The 22,145-nt window shown below is 62.1% G+C and carries 17 protein-coding genes; 16 read left to right on the top strand and 1 reads right to left on the bottom strand.

The window, feature by feature from the left end:
* The first annotated feature begins 187 nt into the window (after nt 1–187).
* The 5 genes from AC1RUK_RS05390 to AC1RUK_RS05370 all read left to right on the top strand — a co-directional run bounded on the left by AC1RUK_RS05390 (nt 188) and on the right by AC1RUK_RS05370 (nt 10,110).
* Entirely contained in the window at nt 188–2,038 is a 1,851-nt protein-coding gene (locus AC1RUK_RS05390; protein WP_481836472.1) for a hypothetical protein, read from the top strand.
* A 129-nt stretch (nt 2,039–2,167) separates the two neighbouring features.
* Entirely contained in the window at nt 2,168–4,213 is a 2,046-nt protein-coding gene (locus tag AC1RUK_RS05385; protein WP_481836473.1) for a type I secretion protein, read from the top strand.
* 21 nt (nt 4,214–4,234) lie between these two features.
* Nucleotides 4,235–7,045 (top strand): type I secretion system permease/ATPase, encoded by a 2,811-nt coding sequence (locus AC1RUK_RS05380; RefSeq protein WP_481836474.1) that lies wholly within the window; start codon nt 4,235–4,237, stop codon nt 7,043–7,045.
* 14 nt (nt 7,046–7,059) lie between these two features.
* A complete protein-coding gene (locus AC1RUK_RS05375) occupies nt 7,060–8,400 on the top strand; it encodes an HlyD family type I secretion periplasmic adaptor subunit (protein WP_481836475.1) in 1,341 nt (446 codons plus the stop codon).
* A 33-nt stretch (nt 8,401–8,433) separates the two neighbouring features.
* The gene (locus AC1RUK_RS05370; protein WP_481836476.1) at nt 8,434–10,110 is read left to right on the top strand and encodes a GNAT family N-acetyltransferase; all 1,677 of its coding nucleotides are present in this window, start codon (nt 8,434–8,436) and stop codon (nt 10,108–10,110) included.
* 68 nt (nt 10,111–10,178) lie between these two features.
* Here the strand turns inward: AC1RUK_RS05370 and AC1RUK_RS05365 are convergent, their stop codons facing one another.
* Nucleotides 10,179–11,219 carry a proline racemase family protein gene (locus AC1RUK_RS05365; protein ID WP_481836477.1) on the bottom strand — a complete coding sequence of 347 codons (1,041 nt, stop codon included), beginning with the start codon at nt 11,217–11,219 and terminating at the stop codon, nt 10,179–10,181.
* Nucleotides 11,220–11,508: 289 nt separating this feature from the next.
* On the opposite strand from AC1RUK_RS05365, the gene AC1RUK_RS05360 reads away from it, so the two are divergent.
* The 11 genes from AC1RUK_RS05360 (at nt 11,509) to AC1RUK_RS05310 (ending at nt 22,129) form a co-directional block, all read left to right on the top strand.
* The gene (locus tag AC1RUK_RS05360; protein ID WP_436172744.1) at nt 11,509–12,219 is read left to right on the top strand and encodes a GntR family transcriptional regulator; all 711 of its coding nucleotides are present in this window, start codon (nt 11,509–11,511) and stop codon (nt 12,217–12,219) included.
* Nucleotides 12,216–13,127 (top strand): dihydrodipicolinate synthase family protein, encoded by a 912-nt coding sequence (locus AC1RUK_RS05355; RefSeq protein WP_481836478.1) that lies wholly within the window; start codon nt 12,216–12,218, stop codon nt 13,125–13,127. The genes AC1RUK_RS05360 and AC1RUK_RS05355 overlap by 4 nt, the downstream gene beginning before the upstream one ends.
* Nucleotides 13,120–14,637 carry an aldehyde dehydrogenase gene (locus AC1RUK_RS05350; protein WP_481836479.1) on the top strand — a complete coding sequence of 506 codons (1,518 nt, stop codon included), beginning with the start codon at nt 13,120–13,122 and terminating at the stop codon, nt 14,635–14,637. Before AC1RUK_RS05355 ends, AC1RUK_RS05350 begins: the two co-directional genes overlap by 8 nt.
* Nucleotides 14,634–15,965: an NAD(P)/FAD-dependent oxidoreductase gene (locus AC1RUK_RS05345; RefSeq protein WP_481836480.1), complete on the top strand. Its 1,332-nt coding sequence runs from the start codon at nt 14,634–14,636 to the stop codon at nt 15,963–15,965. The genes AC1RUK_RS05350 and AC1RUK_RS05345 overlap by 4 nt, the downstream gene beginning before the upstream one ends.
* Nucleotides 15,966–16,046: 81 nt before the next feature.
* Nucleotides 16,047–16,898: a glycine betaine ABC transporter substrate-binding protein gene (locus AC1RUK_RS05340; protein ID WP_481836481.1), complete on the top strand. Its 852-nt coding sequence runs from the start codon at nt 16,047–16,049 to the stop codon at nt 16,896–16,898.
* A gap of 90 nt (nt 16,899–16,988) precedes the next feature.
* Nucleotides 16,989–18,065 carry a quaternary amine ABC transporter ATP-binding protein gene (locus tag AC1RUK_RS05335; protein WP_481836482.1) on the top strand — a complete coding sequence of 359 codons (1,077 nt, stop codon included), beginning with the start codon at nt 16,989–16,991 and terminating at the stop codon, nt 18,063–18,065.
* Nucleotides 18,066–18,079: 14 nt separating this feature from the next.
* Nucleotides 18,080–18,925 carry an ABC transporter permease gene (locus tag AC1RUK_RS05330; protein WP_481836483.1) on the top strand — a complete coding sequence of 282 codons (846 nt, stop codon included), beginning with the start codon at nt 18,080–18,082 and terminating at the stop codon, nt 18,923–18,925.
* On the top strand, nt 18,925–19,779 hold the full coding sequence (locus AC1RUK_RS05325) for an ABC transporter permease (protein ID WP_436173935.1): 855 nt from the start codon (nt 18,925–18,927) through the stop codon (nt 19,777–19,779). Before AC1RUK_RS05330 ends, AC1RUK_RS05325 begins: the two co-directional genes overlap by 1 nt.
* 17 nt (nt 19,780–19,796) lie before the next feature.
* Nucleotides 19,797–20,795, top strand: coding sequence for a 4-hydroxyproline epimerase (locus tag AC1RUK_RS05320; RefSeq protein WP_481836484.1), 999 nt, complete (start codon nt 19,797–19,799; stop codon nt 20,793–20,795).
* 35 nt (nt 20,796–20,830) lie between these two features.
* On the top strand, nt 20,831–21,097 hold the full coding sequence (locus AC1RUK_RS05315; protein WP_481836485.1) for a hypothetical protein: 267 nt from the start codon (nt 20,831–20,833) through the stop codon (nt 21,095–21,097).
* 42 nt (nt 21,098–21,139) lie between these two features.
* The gene (locus AC1RUK_RS05310; RefSeq protein ID WP_481836486.1) at nt 21,140–22,129 is read left to right on the top strand and encodes a GlxA family transcriptional regulator; all 990 of its coding nucleotides are present in this window, start codon (nt 21,140–21,142) and stop codon (nt 22,127–22,129) included.
* Nucleotides 22,130–22,145: the final 16 nt, after the last annotated feature.

The following is a 22,145-nucleotide window of genomic DNA, read 5'->3' as shown; positions in this document are numbered from 1 at the left end:
CGAGCTGCCCCTCCCCAGTCAACGGGAGGTACTCAAGCAAACTTATGATGAAAGTCGGATTTCGGACCTCAGTCCCCTCGGTCCGACAATCCATTCACCGCATTAAACGCAACGTCCGCGAACAGCTCAAGACCGCGTAAGAGAAGAATGCGGTCCGGCAGTCGCGGCCTCAACTGAGGACACGATCATGTCTCTCGACCTCGACAAGAACAACATCAATGCATTCGGTTTGCAGATCGTCGACAGCGAATTCGATATCGGTGACGGCGGCGGCGAAAACGAGAACGAGAACGAAAACAAGAACCAGAACACCAACGACGCCAAGAACGAGAACGAAAACGAGAACAAGGCGTCGAACGAAAACGAGAACAAGAGCGAAAACGAGAACCAGAACGACAACAAGTCCTCGAACGAGAACGAGAACAAGTCCTCGAACGAGAACGAGAACAAGAACTCGAACGAGTCCAAGAACGAAAACTCGAACGAGAACAAGAACGTCAACGAGACCAAGGTCGACGTCGACGTCGACGTTGGCATCAAGCTCGAAGGTGAGCTCGGAAACTCCGATGACGACTTCGCCGATATCTACGCCAACGGCGACATGAAAATCGACACCATGATCAACAACAAGGACGGCAACGTCACTTATGATCCTGGTGACGACGTCACCTTCAAGGACATCCTGAACAATTCGATGACCGGCGCCGGAACCAACACCGCGTCGATCATCAACCAGACCCTGAACATGTACGACAACGACAAGCTCGACAACGCGACCGTCAAGAACGACGCCGATTTCAAGCTTGATCTGAACGCCAAGGGTGGCGAATCCAGCGCCGGCGACGGCATCTCGGCTGGCGGCGGCGGCGGCGATGGCGGCGATGACGCCAAGGCCAATGGCGGCGAAGGCGGCAATGGCGGCGACGCCAAGGGCGGCGACGCCGAAGCCGGCGACGGCAAGGGTGGCCTGGCGCTCAGTGCGGCCATCGGTGGCGACTCCAAGAGCGACAACAAGGCCGACGGCGGCGACTCCAAGGCGGGCGACGGCGATAGCGGCGACGCCAAGGGCGGCACCGGCGATGGCGGCAACGCCAACGGCGGCGATGGCCTCGGGCTCGGCCTCGGTCTCGGCCTCGGTCTCGGCGTCGGCGCGGCCGAAGCTGGCGATGCCAAGTCGGAAGACGGCGGCGATGCCAAGGCGGAAGCCGGTGACTCCAAGGCCGATGGCGGCGATGCCAAGGCTGATGGCGGCAATGGCGGCGACGGCGGCAATGGCGGCGATGTGACTGGCGGCGACGCCAAGTCGGATGGCGGCGACGGCCTCGATGTCGATGGCAAGCTATCGCTCCTGAACTACGGTGAAGGCGGCGACGCCAAGAGCGACGCTGGCGATGCCACCGGTGGTGGCGGCGGTGGTGGTGGCGGCGGCGGCGGCGGCGGTGCCGATGCTGACGGCGGCAACGCCAAGTCGGACGGCGGCAATGCCGATGCCGATGGCGGCAACTCCGAATCATATGGCGGCGATGCCCTCGGCGCAGGATACGGTGCCGGCTACGGCGCAGGCGTGGGTGCAGGCACCGGTGGTGCTGGCGGCACGGGCGGCGACGGAACCGGTGGCGCGGCCACCAGTGGCGACGCGACCGGTGGCGACAGCCTCGGCGGCTTCGCAGGGGCGTTTGGCGGCGACGGCGGTCATGCACTGAGCGGTGCATGGGCCGATGGTACCGGCGGCGATGCCAAGGGTGGGTTCACCCTCGCTGGTGACGGCGGTGCCGGTGGCACTGGCGGCTACGCCTACAATGGCGATGGCGGTGCCGGCGGCGACGGCGGGACCTGGGGCTCGAACAATGGCGATGACGGCTTCGTGACCGGCACCAGCCATGCCTCGGCCGACGGCCTGATCGACGTCAGTGCCTTCAACCAGCAGATCGTGATGGGCGCCAACCTGCAAGAAAACCTGGTCGATCAGACCGTGGTTGGCGGCAACTTCACCAACACGCTGACTGGCGAAGACGCCGGCGACAACAATGGTGCGTAATTGGTTGCACGACTGATTTCTCAGGAAGTCAGACAGCTACGGACTGCGCGGAGTTTTCCGCGCAGTCCTTCCATCCGGGAGACATGCCGCCCGACCGAGCGCGAATGATCTCAAGATACGGAGGCTACCGTGTATTCCATGCAGCTGGACAAGATCACCGAAGCTATCTCGCACTTTATAGGAATGCTCGAAATCTCGGTCGAGGAAGCACGGCAGCTAAAGACCTACGACGACTTCAAGATTGCCGAGGCCGTCGAGGAAGAGAACCCCGACCTTCCCAGCACGAACATAAACGTCAAGGCGCCCTATACGCTGGACGATTTCGATCCGCACGTTCCGTATATGGGGCTCAAGCCGGAACTGGTGCCGTACACTGTCAGCACGAGCTTCTGGTACACGCCTCCCGAAATTCCGAACGCCGGCCATTTGAGCCCTGGCCACCACCTGTTTCACATCCCGCATTTGCCGGGGTTCGGCGGCCACATGATCCTGCCGCACATCGAACCTCCCGGCGAGGTCGCCATTCACATCAACCAGGAGATCCGCCTGTCCGACAACGACTATGTCGGCGCTGGAGGACACGGCCTGATATTCACCCCGACGCTCGACGATGGCAGCCAGATGGTGTCCCTGATGAACACCGCGGCGGAACTGTCGCCGCTCGATGATCTGGCACGGCCGGGCTCCGCCGAGGACATCGCCACCACCGTCATCACGGCAAGCGAGCGTATCGCCGCCTATTCCGACAGCTATGATGGCGAAGCGAGCGTTTTCGTGGTGCACGCGGACGCGGCTTCGGGGCCGATCCAAGGAACCTACGTCAATGGACAGCTGGTCGACGAAGCCGACGCGCCGAAGGCGGAGGACCATCTCAACATCCTCAAGGAACAGAACGACGACTCCGACGGAACCGGGGAAGGCGCCGACAAGGACGACTACAACACGCCTCCGGACTCCTCCGACTTCATGTCGGGTTGGGGCAACGGCTTGCTGAACCCTGGCGTCGAGTTGGACGCCGGCGGCAACACGCTGATCAACTCGGCCGTCATGACGAACAACTGGACAACGACGTCTGTCGTCGCCGCTGTCGGAAACAGCTATGAAATCAATGCCATCATTCAAATCAACGCGAGCTGCGACACCGATGCGGGCTCCTCCAGCCTGAACGGGTGGGCGCTGGGCAACGCGCCCGACGAGAGCTTCAACATCGCGATGTTCAAGCACATCGATCCGTCGGCCGGCAGCGAAGCGCCAACCGCGGCGGACGGCTTCCCCGCCGCCTGGGTGGTGACGCAGGTCACCGGCGACCTGATCATCATGAACTGGCTCGAGCAATACAGCTTCATGACGGACAACGACACCTCGATCCTGTCCTCATCCGGCGTCAGGACCATGGTGAGCACCGGCGACAACACTCAGATAAACGATATATCGATCAATCAGCTGGGCCAGTACTACGACCTGATCATCATCGGCGGAAACATCTATGACGCCAACATCATCCATCAGCTCAACGTCCTGATCGACAACGATCTCATCGGCGCGGTGGATGGCTTCGAGACGTCCGGAGAGGGATCCCACTCGACCGCCGGGAACCTGCTCTGGAACGACGCCACGATCGTCAATGTCGGCGGGCAGAACAATTTCGAGGCATTGCCGAACTCCTATCTGCAGGCGGCCCAGGATATGGCGGCCGGCAAGGCCGGCGGTCCTGGCGACATCCTCAACGACGAAGCCTTCGCCGGTATCGGTACCTTGCGGGTCCTCTACATTTCGGGCGACCTGCTCAATGTGCAATACGTCTCCCAGACGAATGTGCTGGGCGACAGCGACCAGGTTGCCTTGGCGATGAACCAGTTCGTCGCCCACCCCGAAGCGGAGTGGACAGTCACCACTGGCGGCAACCAGGTGGCAAACTTTGCCGGCATCGTCGACGTCGACGGGACCGACAAGACGTATGTGGGCGGCGAGCACTACTCGCAGGAAATCCTGATCCAGGCAGACATCATCTCGTGCGATCCGGAGCTCGGCGGGCAGAATCCGGACGCGCTGGTGAACGAAGCGGTCGCCTTCCTGGCCGACGACACCACCGACGATGACGCGCAGATAGACCATCCGATCGTGCCGACGCCGGACCACGTCCAGGCGGACGGCATGCAGACAATTTTGGGCTGATCTGAGATCCGGGGGGATATCATGACCGACGATCGCGACCTGGCTTGGGAGACGTTTGCCGAGGATCTGGAAGCAGCCTTGCAAGAGGGCGACCAGGCACCGCAAAACCCGAGTTCCGCGGCACCCCGCAAGACACTTTCGGGCGCCTTGCAGCAGCATGAGCGGGTCATCGACCGGACCATCAAGGCAATGGACACCGTCGTCGACCAGCTGCACGACGTCGCAGCCCAGCCGGCGGCGAAGGTCGAGCAGGATCGGGCTCTGCCCCAATCCCGCAATCCGGCAGAGCAGGCCAAACCGCCTGCCGCCGCCTCCCAGGCCAGGATGGCGCCAGCCGTCGGAGCATCGGCGCCTCCCGTCGCTGCGAAGCTTGCGCCTGCGCCAAGCGGCGGCGAGATCAAGCCAACCAACACGGCGGCGAGCCCAGCCGCGGCCCCGCAAGCCATGGCGGCGAATAGGCCGGCGGCCGATCCTGCCGCGCCCGCCCCTGCCATGCAGGAGAGGCGGCCCGAGGACAAAACGATTTCAGCGGGACAGACAACCGCGCGTTCAAGCGGCCTGTCCGGCCAGGCGCGTCCCGATGGTGCGACGGCACCGGCCACCGTGCCAACTCCGAAGCCGGTGCCCGCCAGCGACAAGGCGACCGCTGAATCCCCCGGTCAGCCAACCCGCCCGGAGCCAGCCCGGCAACCGAGCCAGAGCACCATGGCCGGCCCCAGGGAGATCAATGCCGCGGCTTTGCCCGAGCCCGCGCCACCACGCGAGAGCAGGTTCCCGCGACCAGCGCCAGAGCCAGAGCCAAGGGCGGCTTCGCCGGCACAGAACCAAGGCATCTCGACCGCGTCAGCAGCCAAACCGGAGCCTGCGCAGCAACGGCCTCTTGAACCGCAGGCCAAGACAGCACCTGCTGCTCCCGGGACACCTGGCGCTCCCAAGACATCCGAGATGAAGGACGTCCCCAAAACACCGGGCATGATCGTCATAGAAGGCGACACCGGTCCGATAAAGGCCAAGGAACCGCACCAGGGCGGGTCCCCTCCCGGCGGCGACGACGACAGCGGCCGGCGCGGCGGCGGAGGTGGCGGTGGCGGCGGCGTCTTTCACAAGCGCCTCGGCCCGGTCGATTTCGGCGCTTCTCTCAAGGCCGGGTTGCGAGCGGTCAAGAAAAACCTGCTCATCGTCATGCTGTTCACGGTCGCGTGCAATGTGCTGGTCCTGGCGATCCCGATCTATCTCTTCCAGATCTCGGATCGCGTTCTTACCAGCCGTTCCGCCGACACCTTGATCATGCTGACGGTGGTGATTGTCGGCGCGGTGGTCTTGCAGGCGGTGTTCGATGCGCTTCGCCGCTTCATCCTGATGCGCACGGCGGTCGAGGTCGCGGCCCAGCTGGGCGCGCCGATCCTCAGTGCCGCGGCGAGAGCCTCCCTTAACAGCAACGGCAAAGAGTATCAGGTCCTGGGTGACCTGCAGCAGCTGAGGACATTCCTGACATCCGGCACGCTGCTGTCGTTCCTCGACGCGCCCATGGCTCCCTTCATGATGCTGGCGGTGTTTCTCATCCACCCGCACCAGGGCTTCATCGTCATGGCCTCGGCGCTGCTGCTCCTGCTGATCACGCTTCTCAACCAGCGCGCGACGGCGGCGGCCTTCGGCGAGGCGAATGCGCATCAGAGCAAGGCCAACATCCATCTCGATTCGATGTCGCGCAACTCCCAGATCATCAACGCGCTGGCCATGATTCCCGAGGCGGTGCGGATCTGGGGCAAGGACACGGCAAACTCCCTTCGCGCACAGGTGATCGCACAGGATCGCAACATCGTCTTTGCTTCGATCTCGAAGGCGGTGCGGCTTCTGACCCAGGTGACGATGCTTGGCTGGGGCGCTCATCTGTCGATCGAAGGCCATCTCACCGGCGGCATGGTCATTGCCGCATCGATCATCGCCGGTCGGGCTCTGGGTCCGATCGAAGGCGCCATCGAGGGCTGGAACCAGGTCGTGCATTCCCGCGCCGCCTACGGCCGGATTGCTTCGCTTCTGCAGTCGTCCCCGCTCAATTTCGAACGATTGAACCTGCCCCGTCCCGAGGGCCGTCTCGACGTCGAACGCCTTCTCTTCGTGCCCCAGGGAACCAAGCGCGTCGTGCTCAACGGCATCTCGTTCGCGCTTTCGCCGGGCGACTCCTTGGCGATCATCGGCAATTCGGGCGCCGGCAAGACGACACTGGGCAAGATGCTGGTCGGCTCGATCCTGCCCACATCAGGCAACGTCCGTCTGGACCTGATGGATCTGCGCAATTGGGACCCGCGCCAGTTTGGCGAAAACATCGGTTATCTGCCACAGGACGTTCAGCTGTTTCCGGCCTCCATCAAGGCCAACATCGCCCGCATGCGCGATGACGCGACCGATGCCGAAATCTATCAGGCCGCAGCACTGGCAGACGTCCACGAAATGATCTCCACCTTGCCGCACGGCTACGAGACCTTCGTGGCTGCCGACGGCGCGCCGCTATCCGGTGGACAGAAGCAGCGTGTCGCCCTCGCCCGCGCGTTTTTCGGCAATCCTCGCCTGGTCGTGCTCGACGAGCCGAACTCGAACCTGGACTCGGCGGGTGACGCGGCGCTCGAGCGCGCACTGCAGCACGCCAAGGAGCACAAGATCACGGTCATCACCATCACCCAGCGCCCGTCCCTGCTCAAGAGCGTCGACAAGATCCTCCTGCTCGTCAACGGCACCGTTGCCCTGTTCGGCATGCGCCAGGATGTGCTGCAGGCATTGGCGACCCGCGGGCTGAGCATCGAAGGCGGGGCGTTTGGTCATCAGATCCAGTAGCCGGGCAATCAAAAATGACAACCGAGATCGCAAAAGTTCACGACATGCAGTGGTACTCCGAGGTGCCACGCTCGATCTGGAAACAGACCGTGGTTGGCGTCCTGCTCATCTCGGTGGCCTTCGGCGGCTTCGGCACATGGGCTTTCACGGCGCCGCTGGCATCCGCCATCGTTGCTCAGGGCAGTTTCGTTGCCACGGGGCAAAACAAGGTCATTCAGCATCTCGAAGGCGGCATCATCAAGGAAATCCTGGTCAGCGAAGGCGACCATGTCAGCCTGGATCAGCCGCTGGTCAGGCTTGACGAAACCGCCGCCCAGACCAACGAACGGCAATTGTTCCTGCGAAAGGCCAGGCTCGAGGCGATCGCCGCCCGCTTGAATGCCGAGGTGCAAGGCAGCGCCGGGATCCAGTTTCCATCGATCATCCTCGACAACCGGCACGACCCGGAAGTCACGCCGATCATGGAGAGCCAGCAGCTCAACTTCGAGGCTGCGGGACGCAAGCGTGACAGCGAGATAGGGCTGTTCGATCAGAACAAGAAAGCGATGGAATTCCGCAACGAAGGGATCGAGGAGCAGATCTCGTCGGTCCGGCGGCAATTGCAATTCCTCAAGGAGGAATATCAGGGCAAGAAAAAGCTTCTCGACCAGGGCTTGATCCGCGGAACCGAGGTGAAGGCGATCCAGCGCGCAATGGCGGACGCGGACGGCCAGATCGGCAAAATGGTGGCGGAAGTTTCCGAGAACCGCGAACAGATCATCAGGTTCGAGCAGCAGATCACCCAGACGAAGGACGCCTATCGCCAGGCAGCGCTCCAGGAATTGCAGAGTCTGGAGGCCGAACTGGACGCGGTGCGCGAGCAGTCACGCGAGGCGCAGAATGTGCTTCGCCGTGTCACCATCAATGCGCCCGTGCCCGGCACGATCATACGCATGCATTACCACACCGCCGGCGGCGTCATCGAGAGCGGCAAGGCCATCCTCGAGATCCTGCCTTCAGACGTGCCTTTGGTCATCGAGGCGCAGGTCCCTCGCACCGACATCGACAACGTCAAGGTCGGGCAACAGGCCTCGATAAGGCTGATCGCGCTCAACCGGCGCACCACGCCGGTTCTGGAAGGCGAGGTCTACTACGTCTCGGCCGACGCGCTGCCTGAGATGAGTGGCCCCACACCAAAGGAGGTCTATCTGGCGCGCGTTCGCTTGCCGGCAAGCGAACTGGCGAAGGCACACGGCTTTACGCCGACGCCGGGCATGCCTGCCGAAATACTGGTGCAAACCGAGTCGCGGACGTTCTTCAGCTATCTGACGAAGCCGATCGCCGACAGCATGGCCAGGGCATTCATGGAACAGTGAGCTTCGCAAACAGGGACAAATTCGGGGGAAACCATGCATATCGACGTCATCACGACACGGGAGGGCCTCAACGGGCTCAGGCAGAACTGGGACGATCTTTACGAGAAGGACCCAGAAGCCCAGTTCTTTCTGTCCTGGACGTTCCTGTCGTCCTATCTTCGCCGTTTTGAAGGCGCCTGGTCCATCCTGGCGGCCCGGTCGGGACCGCAAGGGTCTCCCTATGTCGCCCTGCTGCCGTTGCGGCTGCGCACCAGGCTGAACAAGAAGACCGGCTTTTGCCACAACGAAATCAACATGGGCGCAAACTACGCGGCCGACTATACGGGCATCGTTTGCGCACCAGGCTTTGCCGACCGCGCGATCCCGGCGCTTGCCAAACATCTCATGAAGATGAACTGGGCCAAGCTGCATCTCGAAAATCTGCGCATGTCGGAGAAGCGGCGCCGCCTGCTGCTCGACAACCTTGCCGACAAGCGGCTGACCGCTCAAAGGATGCAGCGCATCAACAAGACCGACAATGTCGACAACTGCATCTGCCCGGCCACCAACCTGCCGGGGGATTGGGACACTTATCTCGAGCAGAAGATCAGTTCAAACACGCGCCAGAAGATCAGGCGCTTCCTGCGCAAACTGGACGGGTCGGACGAATTTCGCATCACCCATGCCGACGCCTCGACGATCGACCGCGACATCGGCATCATCCTCGAAATGTGGCGCATCAAATGGGCGCCGCGGAAGGGCAACCTTCTGCCCGGCTTGTTGAGGTCCAACCGGATATTGTTCAAGGATGCCTTCGAGAGCGGGACGCTGTTCCTGCCCATTCTCTGGCACCACGACAAACCGCTCGCAGGCTTGGCGTTCCTGGTCGATCCGGTCAAAAAGGCGATGCTCTTCCACCTCGCCGGACGTGACGAGACCGCCAACGAAATCCCACCGGGACTTGTGCTGCATGCCTATTGCATTCGTCGTGCGATCGAGCAGGGCTTCCGCAGCTATGATTTCCTGCGCGGCAACGAGTCCTACAAATATTCATTCGGTGTCGACGAGACCAGGATTCATTGTGTTCTGGTCAAGACCAAAACGGGCCGCAATCTCGGTGACCGGCTTGACGCCAGATCCGTGGCAAGCGTGCTTGAGCAGGCGACCAAATTTCACGAGGCGGGCAAACTGGCCAACGCCGAAACCGCCTATCGCCAGATTCTCGAGATCGACCCTCGCCACGCGCGTACCTTGTACGGATTGGGTCAATTGCTCGCGGCCAAAGCAGATCATTGGTCAGCCGCCGATACCTTCGGCGCACTCGTGGACATCGCACCAAAATCGATCAAGGCATGGTCGAGGCTTGCCGTTGAACTTCAGGCGCTCAGTCGCCATGCCGAGGCCGCGGACGCCTTCCGCAAGGTCCTGGAGCTCAATCCGGATCTTCCCGGAGCCCAATACGGCCTTGGCCGCAGCCTGGCGCAGCTCCAGCAACTGGACGAGGCAGCGAAAGTCTTGAGCGCGGTGCAGGATCGATCCGAAGGTCCCGTAGACCCGCTGCTTCGCGCCAAGGCACGCGTGCAGCTGCAAAAACTGAAGCAGGATGCGAACCCCTGCTACATCAGGCGGGATCCGGTGAAGGCGGAGGCGCCGATGTTTGCGCAAGCAAGCGCTAACGCATCGATCCTGTCTCTCGCGAGAGGGCCGATTCCCATCGGCCCTGCCGGCTAGAGCGGTTCAGACCCTGATCGTCCACCGCCTCATGCTTCTGGCTTTGGCGAGGCCGGCCGTCGGCAGGCCTACTGCTTCACCGAGGTGGAAGTGCCCCACGTGTCCGACAGCACGTAGCCTTGCGGGTATGGGTCCGTCGGATCGAGATAATAGGCATGTTCACCGGTGATCCAGGCTCGGCCGGTGATCTCCGGAACGATCGCCTTGCGGTCGCCGATTTCCGTCAGCTCCACAATCTTGCCGGTGAAGCGCGAGCCGATGATCGATTCATGGATCAATACGTCGCCGATGCCCATCAAGCCTCGAGCCTGCAGCACGGCCATGCGGGCCGACGTGCCGGTTCCAGTCGGGCTGCGGTCGGAGCGTCCCGGCGAGACGATGCAGGTGTTGCGGGTGACGTTGCCGGGGCCCTGGAACGGCATGGCGAACTGCACGATCGACACGCCGCGCACATGGTCGAATTCCGGATGGACGACATCAAGCTGTTCGCGCGCGGCCCGTCTTATCCTCTCGCCGGCCACCGCCAGCTCGCGCGCCTCGTCGGGGGCGACCGAGAAACCGAGCGCCCTGGCATCGACGATGGCGTAGAACATGCCGCCATAGGCGATGTCGACCGTGAGCGTGCCAAGCCCCTCGACCTCGATGCTGGCGTCGAGACGTTCGGCAAAGGCAGGCGCGTTGCGCAAGGTGATCGAGACGCATTTGCCGTCGCGGCATTCGGCGCGCACCTCGATAACGCCGCCCGGCATGTCGAGCTTGAAGCGTGTCTCGGGCTCCTGCATCGGCACCATGCCGGTCTCAAGCAGGACCGTGGAGACGCAGATCGTATTGGAACCGGACATCGGAGGGTATTCCGTCGGCTCCATGATGATGGCGCCCGCGACGCAATCGTCACGCGTCGATGGAACCAGCAGGTTGACGTGCCGCGCGACGCTGCCGCGCGGCTCGCAGATCAGCATCCGCCTTATATGGTCGTGATCACGTTCCATCGTGATCATCTTCTCCATCATCGTACGCCCCGCCGGCGGCAGGACGCCGCCCACGATGACGTCACCGACTTCACCTTCGGCATGGCAGCCGACGACACGAATGCTGGTTTTCGTACGCATTGTAGCTCCCTGTCGGCCAAGGCCTGTCTGCCTGGCAAGTAGCGCGGATAGCTGCGCCGAGTCCTGAATCGCAGCCCTCTTGAGAACACGGAATTCTTCGGTCGCATAGCGCCATTGGCACCAGCCGTCGATGGTCCATGCCGAGCCTCAATTGTACTCTCTGTGTATAAATAATGTGTACACAGCTTATACAATTTCTTGACTCGCGCATCTGCATGTGCGAATTCCCTGCCGTCGACACGGTCGATGGAAGCCGTTGTCGCGAGAATTCAGACAGCAGGAGGCCTCGGTGAAGAGCGGAAAGAACGGTCTTTACGACGATCTGAAGCGTCAGATTCTGACGATGGAACTCGACCCCGATCAGGATCTGGACGAAGTGAGCCTGAGCGAACGCTACGGTCTCTCCCGAACCCCGGTTCGCGAGATTTTTCGTCGGCTCGAGGGTGAAGGCTACATCGATATCCGGGCCAACCGCGGCGCGCGCGTCATCCCCATGAACCATCAGACGCTCAGGCACTTCTTCCTGGTCGCGCCGATGATCTATGCCGCGATCGGCCGCCTTGCGGTGCAAAACTTCAAGCCCAAGCAGCTTTCAGAGCTCAAGGACACGCAGGAACGGTTCCGTACGGCAAGCGTCACCGGCGACGCGCTCTCCATGGTCCTCGAGAACAATCGCTTCCACGAGATCATCGGCGAGATGTCGGGCAATGCCTACCTGCAGCCGAGCCTCGGCCGGCTCCTGATCGACCACGCCCGGATCGGCCACACCTTCTTCCGGCCCCGCAACGATGACATGCGCCGCCGCCTCGTGCTCGCCGTGGACCACCATGATGGCTTCATCGCAGCCATCGGCTCGCACGACGAGGACACGGTCGTCGATCTTGTTTTCGAACACTGGGAACTGTCGCGCGAGAACATGGAAATGTTCATCGCACCGCAAGGAATGAAGGCGGACGCGCTTGTCGAAACGCCTGCCCGATCGATGGAGAAATCGTCTTGAAGTTCGAAGGTATCTACACTCCGGCCATCACACCTCTCGGCCCAGACGGGCAGATAGATCGTGACGGCTTCGCGGCGGTGCTCGAGGCGCTGATCGAAGCCCGGGTGCACGGCATCATCGTTGGCGGATCGACGGGTGAATACTATGCCCAGAGCGCCCAGGAGCGCTTCGATCTCGCCGCCTATGCCAAGGAAGTGATTGGCACCCGGCTTCCGCTCATCATCGGAACGGGCGCCACCAGGACCGAAGACTCGGTCGAATATGCCAAGGCGGCGAAGGAGATCGGCGCCGACGCCATTCTCGTGTCGTCGCCTCCATATGCCTTGCCGACGGAGCGCGAGAATGCGGTCCACGCGCTTACGGTCGACCGCGCGGCGAACCTTCCGATCATGCTCTACAACTACCCGGCCCGCATGGGGGTGACGATGAGGGAGGACTATTTCTCCCGCGTCGGCAAATCCCGGAACGTCGTGGCCATCAAGGAGAGCTCCGGCGAGGCGAGGAACCTCCATTTGCTGGCGCGAAAGTTCCCCCATATCTCGCTCTCTTGCGGCTGGGACGACCAGGCGCTCGAATTCTTTGCATGGGGCGCCAGGAGCTGGGTCTGCGCCGGTTCCAATTTTCTCCCGCGCGAGCATGTCGCGCTCTACGAAGCCTGCGTGCTCGAAAGGAACTTCGACAAGGGCCGCGCCATCATGACCGCGATGCTGCCGCTCATGGATTTCCTCGAATGCGGGAAGTTCGTCCAGTCGATCAAACACGGCTGCGAGCTGATCGGCCTGAACGCAGGCCCGGTGCGGGCGCCGCTGCGTCCCCTCAATTCGGAAGAAAAGCGAACTCTCCAGACTGTCGTCGCCACCTTGAAGCGCACGGTCGCCCAGATCACGTCGGGAGCAAACCATGCATGAACCTTTGACCGCTGCCGAATACAAGGCGCTCGCCGCAGACATCCAGTTTCCGACCAATGCCTTCATCGACGGGGCGTTCCGTCCTGCGAATTCCGGCAAGACATTCAAGACGACCAATCCGGCGACGGGCGACACACTTGCCGAGATCGCGGCGTGCGACGCTACCGACGTCGACCTCGCCGTGGCCAAGGCCAGGCAAGCTTTCGACGACGGCCGCTGGCATCTCCGCTCGCCTGGCGAACGCAAGGCTGTGCTGCTCAAATTCGCGAAACTCTTGGAGCGCAACCGCCACGAACTTGCGGTCATGGAGAGCCTCGACAGCGGCAAGCCCGTCCGCGAATGCCAGACCGTCGATATTCCGGATACGATCCATACCATCCGTTGGCATGCCGAACTGATCGACAAGCTCTATGACAACACGGCCCCCGTGGGGTCGAACGCGCTGACCATGGTCGTACGCGAACCAGTCGGCGTCGTCGGCTGCGTCCTGCCGTGGAACTTTCCGCTGCTGATGCTGGCTTGGAAAATCGGTCCTGCGCTTGCCGCCGGATGCTCGGTGGTCGTGAAGCCGGCCCAGGAGACAACGCTGACCACGCTTCGTGTCGCCGAATTGGCGCATGAGGCGGGTATCCCGGCGGGCGTCTTCAATGTTGTCACCGGTGGCGGCAAGGAAGTCGGGGAGCCGATCGGCATGCATATGGGCGTCGACATGGTGGCGTTCACCGGATCGACGCCGACGGGTCGGCGCTTCCTGCGCTACGCAGCGGACTCCAATCTCAAGCGCGTCGTCCTCGAATGCGGCGGCAAGAACCCGGCCGTGGTTCTGGAGGATGCCGAAGACCTCGACTTGGTCGCCGAACAGGTGGTCAACGGCGCGTTCTGGAACATGGGCGAGAACTGCTCGGCCACATCGCGGCTCATCGTCCACGCCAAGATCAAGGACGAGTTGCTGCAGCGGATCGGCGCCTACATGCGCGAGTGGAAGACGGGCGACCCGCTCGACCCGGAAAATCGCATCGGCGCGCTGGTCAGCAAGAGCCATTTCGAGAAGGTGAAATCCTTCCTCGGCGACGTGAAGACCGAAAAGCTCTCCGTCGTCCATGGCGGCGGCACGCACAAGGGTATCTACATCGAGCCGACCGTCGTCGACGGTGTCACGCCTTCGAGCCGCCTGTTTCAGGAGGAGATTTTCGGGCCGATCCTTTCGGTCACGACGTTCAATTCCCTTGCCGAAGCCGTGGCTCTCGCCAACGACACCAACTATGGCCTGACCGCGTCCGTCTACACTGGAAGCCTGCGCAAGGCGATCAAGCTTTCGCGCGAGATCCGGGCGGGCGTCGTGACCGTCAACTGCTTCGGCGAAGGCGACGCGACGACACCGTTCGGCGGCTACAAGGAATCCGGTTTCGGCGGGCGCGACAAGTCGGTTTTCGCGCATGACAACTATTGTGAATTGAAGACGGTCTGGATCGACGTCTCGGACCGTTCGGTCGACGAGACCATCCGATGAACGAAATCGTCGTCAAGCGTCTTCCGGCGGAATCCGGAACCTCGGGCTGGGAGGCGATCAGCAAACGCAGTTTCCCCGTCCGGACGCTCGACGGCGACGTGTCGGCCGACTGGCTGATCATCGGTGGGGGCTTCGCCGGCCTCTCCGCCGCGCGGCGGCTGTCTCAACTCCGGCCTGACGACAAGATCGTCGTGCTGGAGGCGGGAGAGATCGCCAAAGGCACCTCGGGCCGGAACTCCGGCTACATGATCGACGTGCCGCATAATCTGTCCTCGGGCGAGTACTCCGTCGCCGACGAGACCGCGACGAGAGTGGAGATCGCTCAGAACCGTTTTGCGATCTCTTTCGCCGCCGACGTCGCGGCGGAATACGGCATGTCCGAGCGCACCTTCGATCCGTCGGGCAAGATCAATGCCGCGGCGACAGAGCGCGGAATGAAGCTCAACGCGAATTACGGCCGCTCGCTCAAAGGCATCGGCGAGGAGCACCGCTTCCTGGATGCCGGCGAGATGCGGGAGATCACCGGATCGTCCTACTATCTCGGAGGTCTCTACACGCCGGGCGCCGTGATGATCCAGCCCGCCGACTATATACGCGGCTTCGCGGCGGGGCTGGCATCGAAGGCCGACATCTTCGAGCACTCGCCGGTGCTCAAGCTCGAGTGCCGGGGCGGGATGTGGAAGGCCGTGTCGCGCAACGGAAGCGTCACGGCACCGAAAGTCATCCTGGGCATCAATGGCCACATCGAGGATTTCGGCCACTTCCGCGGCCGCTTGATGCACATCTTCACCTACGCATCGATGACTGCCCCCTTCACCTCGCGGTCCACTGGCAAGGACAGGTGGGCGTTGCTTCCGGCTGATCCGATGGGTGCGACAGTCAGGAAGATCACCACCGATGGATCCTCGCGTATCGTGATCCGGACCCGGTTCACTTACGACTGGACTGTTCAAGTGGGCGAGAAACGCCTGGCCAGGATCGCCGCCGAGCAGCGGACGTCCCTGGACGCCAGGTTTCCGGAGCTCAAGGACGTGCTGTTCGAGCACGTCTGGGCCGGGCGGCTTTGCCTTAGCCGGAACCATGTGCCCGCCTTCGGCGAAATCGAAGAAGGCCTCTACTCCGCGTGCTGCGAGAACGGTCTTGGGACCGTGAAAAGCACGCTTGCGGGCGTCATGGCCGCCGATCTGGCGACCGGTACCCGCTCGGACATGCTCGACGAATTCTCGGATCAGCCGGAGCCCGCGCGCCTCCCCCCGGAGCCGCTCACATGGCTCGGCGCCAACGCCGTGATCCGATGGCAGGAATTGCGTGCAGGCCGCGAGGGATGAGCCCTCGCCGCGCAATATGGAGACTGAGCCGACCGCGAAGTCTTCAAACGAAAATGGGAACAAAAATAAGGAGTGAGTAAAATGAAGACGTTGTGGAAAGCGCTCTGCGCTGCCGCGATGGTCGGTATGACCATGCTTTCTGCTCAGGCGGAGGAAAAAACCATTACCGTGGGCACGATGTCCTGGGAGGACCTCACCCCCATCACCGGCATCACCAAGAAGGTGCTCGAAGACTCGGGCTACACCGTCAAGGTGGTGGATTTTTCCGAGTGGGGTATCGCCTACGCCGCGCTGACCAAGGGTGACATCCAGATCCTCGCCTCGCAGACCGACTATGTCGCCCAGGACTACTGGGACAAGAACAAGAACCGCCTCGAGAAAATCTCTCCGGTTTCGCATGGCCTGTTCCAAGCCATCGCCGTGCCGAAGTACGTGACGATCGACTCCACGGACCAGCTGAATGACAACGCAGACAAGTTCGACGGCAAGCTTGTCGGCATCGAGCCTGGATCGGGTCTGATGCGAGACACTGCAAACGCGGTCAAAGCCTATGACCTCAAGCTCCAGCTTGTCGAAGGCAGCACCGCCGCGATGACCGCTGCACTCAAATCGGCCGTCGACCGCAAGGAATGGATCGCCGTCACGATCTGGGAACCTTCCTGGATGATGCAGAAGTATGACGTCAAGTTCCTCAAGGACCCGAAGGGCATCTTCCCGCCGCCGCAGAGCTACTACTGGATCGGCAAGAAGGGCTTCTCCGCTGACAACCCGCACGCTCGCGAAGTCATCGCCAGCGTCTATGTCCCGCTTGCCGATATCACCGCAATCAATGGCGCGGTCAACGAGGGCAAGACCATGGACGAGGCCATCAAGGACTGGACCGACAGCCATGCCGACCTCCTCAAGCGCTGGGAGAACATCAAGGCCGAATAATTGCCGAAACGGCGGGCCGCCGATATCGGCGGCTCGCCGTGGAACTACGAAACATGAAGGCCACCGCCAAACCGGCCCATGGGGAACGCAATGAACACTGCAATGAATGACTCCAACGAAGTGCTGGTCGACTGTCAGTCAGTATGGAAGATTTTCGGTGGCCGCGCTCAGGCCGCCGTCAAGGCCATCTCCGAGCGTGGTCTTTCCAAGAAGCAGGTGCTGCAGGAATTTGATTGCGTGGTGGGCGTTTCCGACGCCAGCCTCCAGGTCCGCCGCGGCGAAATCTTCTGCATCATGGGCCTCTCGGGGAGTGGCAAGTCGACGCTGATCCGCCTCCTTAACCGACTGATCGAACCGAGCCTCGGCAAGATTACGGTGAAAGGCAAGGAGATCGCCAGGCTGAATGCGGCGGAGCTCCGCGATATGCGCGCCCGCAACATCGGCATGGTGTTTCAGAGCGTTGCACTTCTCCCCCACAGGACGGTTCTCGAGAATGCCGCTTTCGGTCTTGAGGCCCAGGGCGTTGCGAAAGAGGAGCGCCACAGGATCGCCCGCGAGGCCCTCGAAAAGGTTGGGCTTGCAGACTGGACGTCGCGCTATCCCAGGGAACTGTCCGGCGGCATGCAGCAGCGCGTTGGCCTCGCAAGGGCCATAGCGGCAGATCCCGAAATCATCCTCATGGACGAGCCGTTCAGCGCCCTCGACCCGCTGATCCGCCGCCAATTGCAGGACGAATTCCGACAGCTGACCAAGTCGCTCGGCAAGTCCGCCGTCTTCATCACCCACGACCTCGAGGAAGCCATCCGCATTGGCGACCGGATCGCCATCATGAAGGACGGTGTCATCGTCCAGGTCGGCACGGCCGAGGAAATCGTAACCAAACCCGCTGACGACTACGTCTCCGATTTCGTGGCGGGCATATCCAGGATTCACCTGGTCAAGGCGCACTCCGTGATGCGGCCCGTCGCCGAATTCAAGAGTGCGCAACCGCATGGCGACGTGGATGCACTTCCTCGGACGTCGCCGGAGGCCGATATCGGCGAGCTCATCGACCTGACCATGCAGTCCGATCGAGACGCGGTCGCGGTCGTCGAGAATGGAGCCATCGTCGGTGTCGTAACGATCCGTGGTCTGCTCCGCGGTGTCGCCGGCAAGCCTGCGGGCTAGGTCAGGAGGAGCAAATGGACATTTCAGTCATTACGGACACGTTCGATACCTCGACGGATGCCGCGCTCGGCTGGATCAGCGACAACGGCGAATGGTTGTTTGAATTCGTCCGGAGCGTGCTTGAAGGAACCTATGACGGCGTCCTGTGGCTTCTGCAGCTGGCACCGTTTCATGTAATCGCCATCATCGCAGCCCTGCTCGGATGGCGATTGATCAGCGCTTTGTCCGGCGTCCTCGCGGGACTTGCGATCATTTTTTGCGCGGTGATGGGCCTCTGGACGGAAACCATGAGCACATTGGCCCTGGTGATCACCGCTACCATCCTGGCCCTTTTCGTCGGCATTCCCACCGGCATCGTGGCGGGCTTCGTCAGGTCGTTCGACCGGTTTCTCGAGCCGGTGCTCGATCTGATCCAGACCCTGCCGCCTTACATCTATCTGCTTCCTGCAATCGCGCTGCTCGGTTATGGGCCCGCGACCGCGCTTGTCGCCACGTTCATCGTGGCCATGCCTCCCGCCATCCGGCTCACGTCCCTGGGTATCCGCATGACACCGCTCGAATTCGTCGAGCTCGGCCAGGCAAGTGGTCTGACACCCTGGCAGATGTTCATCAAGATCAGGCTTCCTTTCGCCATTCCAAGCGTGATGGCGGGGATCAACCAGAGCCTGATGATGGCTTTCGGCATGGTCGTCATCGCCGGCATCGTCGGTTCGGGAGGTCTCGGAGAGACGATCTATTCGGCCGTGCGCACGCTCGACATCGCCACTTCAATCAACGCCGCGATCGCAATCGTCATCCTGACCATGGTGCTCGACAGGCTCACGCAGAGCGCGGCGCGCCGCGCCAAGGGAGGCGCATGATGGACCCCGATCTGCTCCAGTTTTCGCCGGGCGCCTACCTAGCCCCAGCCGTGGATTGGCTGAACAAGAACTTCCATCCGTTCTTCGATGCGGTGACCAAGCTGATCGAGGCGGTGCTGGGGGGCATCGAAGCCGTTCTGCTCTACCCACCTCCCTACGCGATGATCGCCGTGGCTGTCCTTCTCGCCGCTTTCTTCGTCAGCGTTCGGGTCTCGGTGGTGACAGCCATTTCACTTGTATTCTGCTTGCTGGCGGGGTTTTGGACCGCCTCGATGCAGACGCTGGCGTTGGTGACGGTGGCGGTGATCATTTCCGTGTCGATCGCCTTCCCGCTCGGCATATTGGCATCACGGTACAAGAAATTCGAGGCCGGGATCCGACCCGTGCTGGACATCATGCAGACCGTGCCGCCGTGGGTCTATCTCATCCCTGCCGTCATGATCTTCAGTCTCGGCCGTGTTCCGGCGATCATCGCGACGATCGTCTACGGCATACCTCCGATGCTGCGCCTGACCACCCTGGCCTTCAACCAGGTGCCGAAGGACCTCCTGGAACTCGGCCATGCGACCGGGACTTCGCCGCGGTCGATCCTGTTCAAGATCGAAATCCCCTCGGCGACGCCGACACTCCTGGTCGGTCTCAACCAGTGCATCCTCCTGTCGCTGGCGATGGTCGTGCTGGCGGGCCTCGTCGGAGCAGGCGGTCTTGGAGCCGAGGTGACGCGGGGATTGACGCGAATGGAAATGGGCCTGGGCCTGCGGGCCGGACTGTCGATCGTTGCCGTCGCCATTCTCCTCGACAGGGTCTCCAGGGGCGTGCTGCAGCGCCGCCAGAGACCAGGCAAGGCCGCCTGAACCGCAAAGGGAATACCATGCGCCGCAGTTTCTTCTGCATCGATGCCCACACCTGCGGCAATCCGGTCCGGCTGGTCGCGGGAGGTGGCCCTTTACTGCCCCATGTCCCGATCGCCGAGCGGCGCGACCTGCTCCTACGCGACCACGACTGGGTCCGTCAGGCACTGATGTTCGAACCGCGCGGGCACGACATCATGTCGGGCGCGATTATCTATCCCGCGTTTCGTCAGGACTGTGATTTCGCCGTGATCTTCATCGAAGTCAGCGGATGCCTGCCGATGTGCGGCGCCGGCACGATCGGCCTGGTGACGGCGGCCATCGAAGAAGGCCTCGTAACGCCCCGGGTGCCGGGCAGGCTGTCGATCGAGACGCCGGCTGGCAGGGTCGATATCGAATACGAGAAGCCGGGCGAGTTCGTGGACTCCGTCCGCATGTTCAATGTTGCCAGCTATCTGCATGCCGCGGACGTCGCCGTCGATGTCCCTGGTCTCGGTCGGCTCGTCGTCGACATCGCCTATGGCGGCAACTACTACGCCGTCGTCGAGCCGCAGGAAACATGGCAGGGCCTGGACGGCCTATCGGCGAGCGACATCGTGGACCTCAGCCGCGCTCTCCGCGAAGCGCTCGAACCCGTCTGCGATCCAGTCCATCCCGAGGACGAGAAAATACGCGGCGTGCATCACGCCATCTGGTGCGACGCGCCATCGAGCAGCAATGCCGACGGCCGCGGCGCGGTGTTCTACGGCGACAAGGCGATCGACCGTTCGCCCGGCGGCACGGGAACTTCGGCTCGCATGGCGCAACTCCATGGCAAGGGACGACTGAAGGTCGGCGACACGTTCCGCCAGGAAAGTCTGATCGGCACGGCGTTCGAGGGCCGCGTCGAGGCGGAGGCAGACATAGGCTGCTTCAAGGGCATAAAACCCAGTGTCGGCGGCTGGGCGCGGATCATCGGCCACAATACTATCTTCGTCGACGATCGCGATCCGTTGGCCCACGGCTTCCAGATCAAGTAGCCGAAGTCGAGCGCCGGAGACATCAGGCGCGGGGTGTGATCGGCGGAGTTGAATGGCAAGGAGCGGCGATCGACGGCACTTGTTCTACGACGGTCGAGTCGTTCGTGGACCACAACGGGACGACAGCGGCTGGCATCATTGCGATGCGGGAAAACGGTTTCGACACTGCGATCGAAGCTGGTCCGGACGCAGCGTCTCAGACGGCGCTAGAGCAATTCCAGGAAAAGTGCGTAGCGGTTTTCCGTCCGGAATTGCGTAAAAACAAAAGCTTAGAGCGGGTCGGCGATTCCATCAAAAGCTGAACCGCTCTAGCGCTGGCGGCCAGATAGGCAGAGGGTTAGGCCATGAAAGCAGCCAATGAAGCTCCGGGGGTTGGCCGATTGAAGATCGGCTTTATCCTCGCTCGTTCCTTCACTCTTTCCGCGTTCGCATTGTTCGTCGACACTCTCAGATTGGCAAGCGACGAGACCGACAGGTCTGGTAGGGTGTTGGCTGATTGGCAGGTGCTGGCGAGCACCAGGCACCTGATCACCTCGAGTTGTGGTGTGCAGGTCGCTCCGACATCGGATTTCGTGGACCCGAGGGAATTGCACTACATCGTTGTCGTCGGCGGTCTGCTCAACAATGAGTTCCCGGTCGACAGCGAGACAGTCACCTACCTGAAGAGAGCGGCCGCCAGCAAGGTTCCCTTGATCGGGGTTTGCACGGGCACGTTCATCCTGGCTGAGGCGGGCCTGATGAAATACCATCGGACCTGCGTCAGCTGGCTCCACTATGAGGCTTTCCGCCAGCGCTTCCCGGATCATGACGTCAGGGCGGACCGCTTGTTTAATCTTGACCATGCCAGAGGTTCTTGTGCCGGGGGCAGCAGCGCGGCTGACATGGCCGCTTCAATCGTCAGGCGTCACATCAGCAATGAGGCTGAGAGAAACGCCCTCGAAGTGTTGCAGATCGAGAAGGCACGCTCGCCCTCGGACATCCAGCCGCGCAGGCCGCCTTTCATAGAGTGCAAAAATCCCCGGCTCAAGGCGGCGCTCATCATCATGGAGAACCATGTCGACAACAAACTCTCCATACCGAAATTGGCGGCATCTGTCGGATTGTCCCGGAGGCAGCTCGAGCGCCTCTTCAGGGAAGAAACAAAGAACTCTCCGGCACTTGTTTACCTAAGAGTGCGTCTTGAGCGGGCGAAGCGCCTCCTGATGCAGACCAAGGCCCCGATGATCGAGATTGCCATAGAGGTCGGGTTTGAAAACGCCTCGCATTTCTCGAAGGTCTTCCACAAGACGTTCGGGCAGCCGCCAAGCAAGTTCAGGTCAGAGATTTCAAACTGACTTGGCCGTTTTGGGG

The sequence above is a fragment of the Mesorhizobium monacense genome, assembly GCF_056781675.1.
This window is presented reverse-complemented; position numbering and strand designations above follow the sequence as displayed.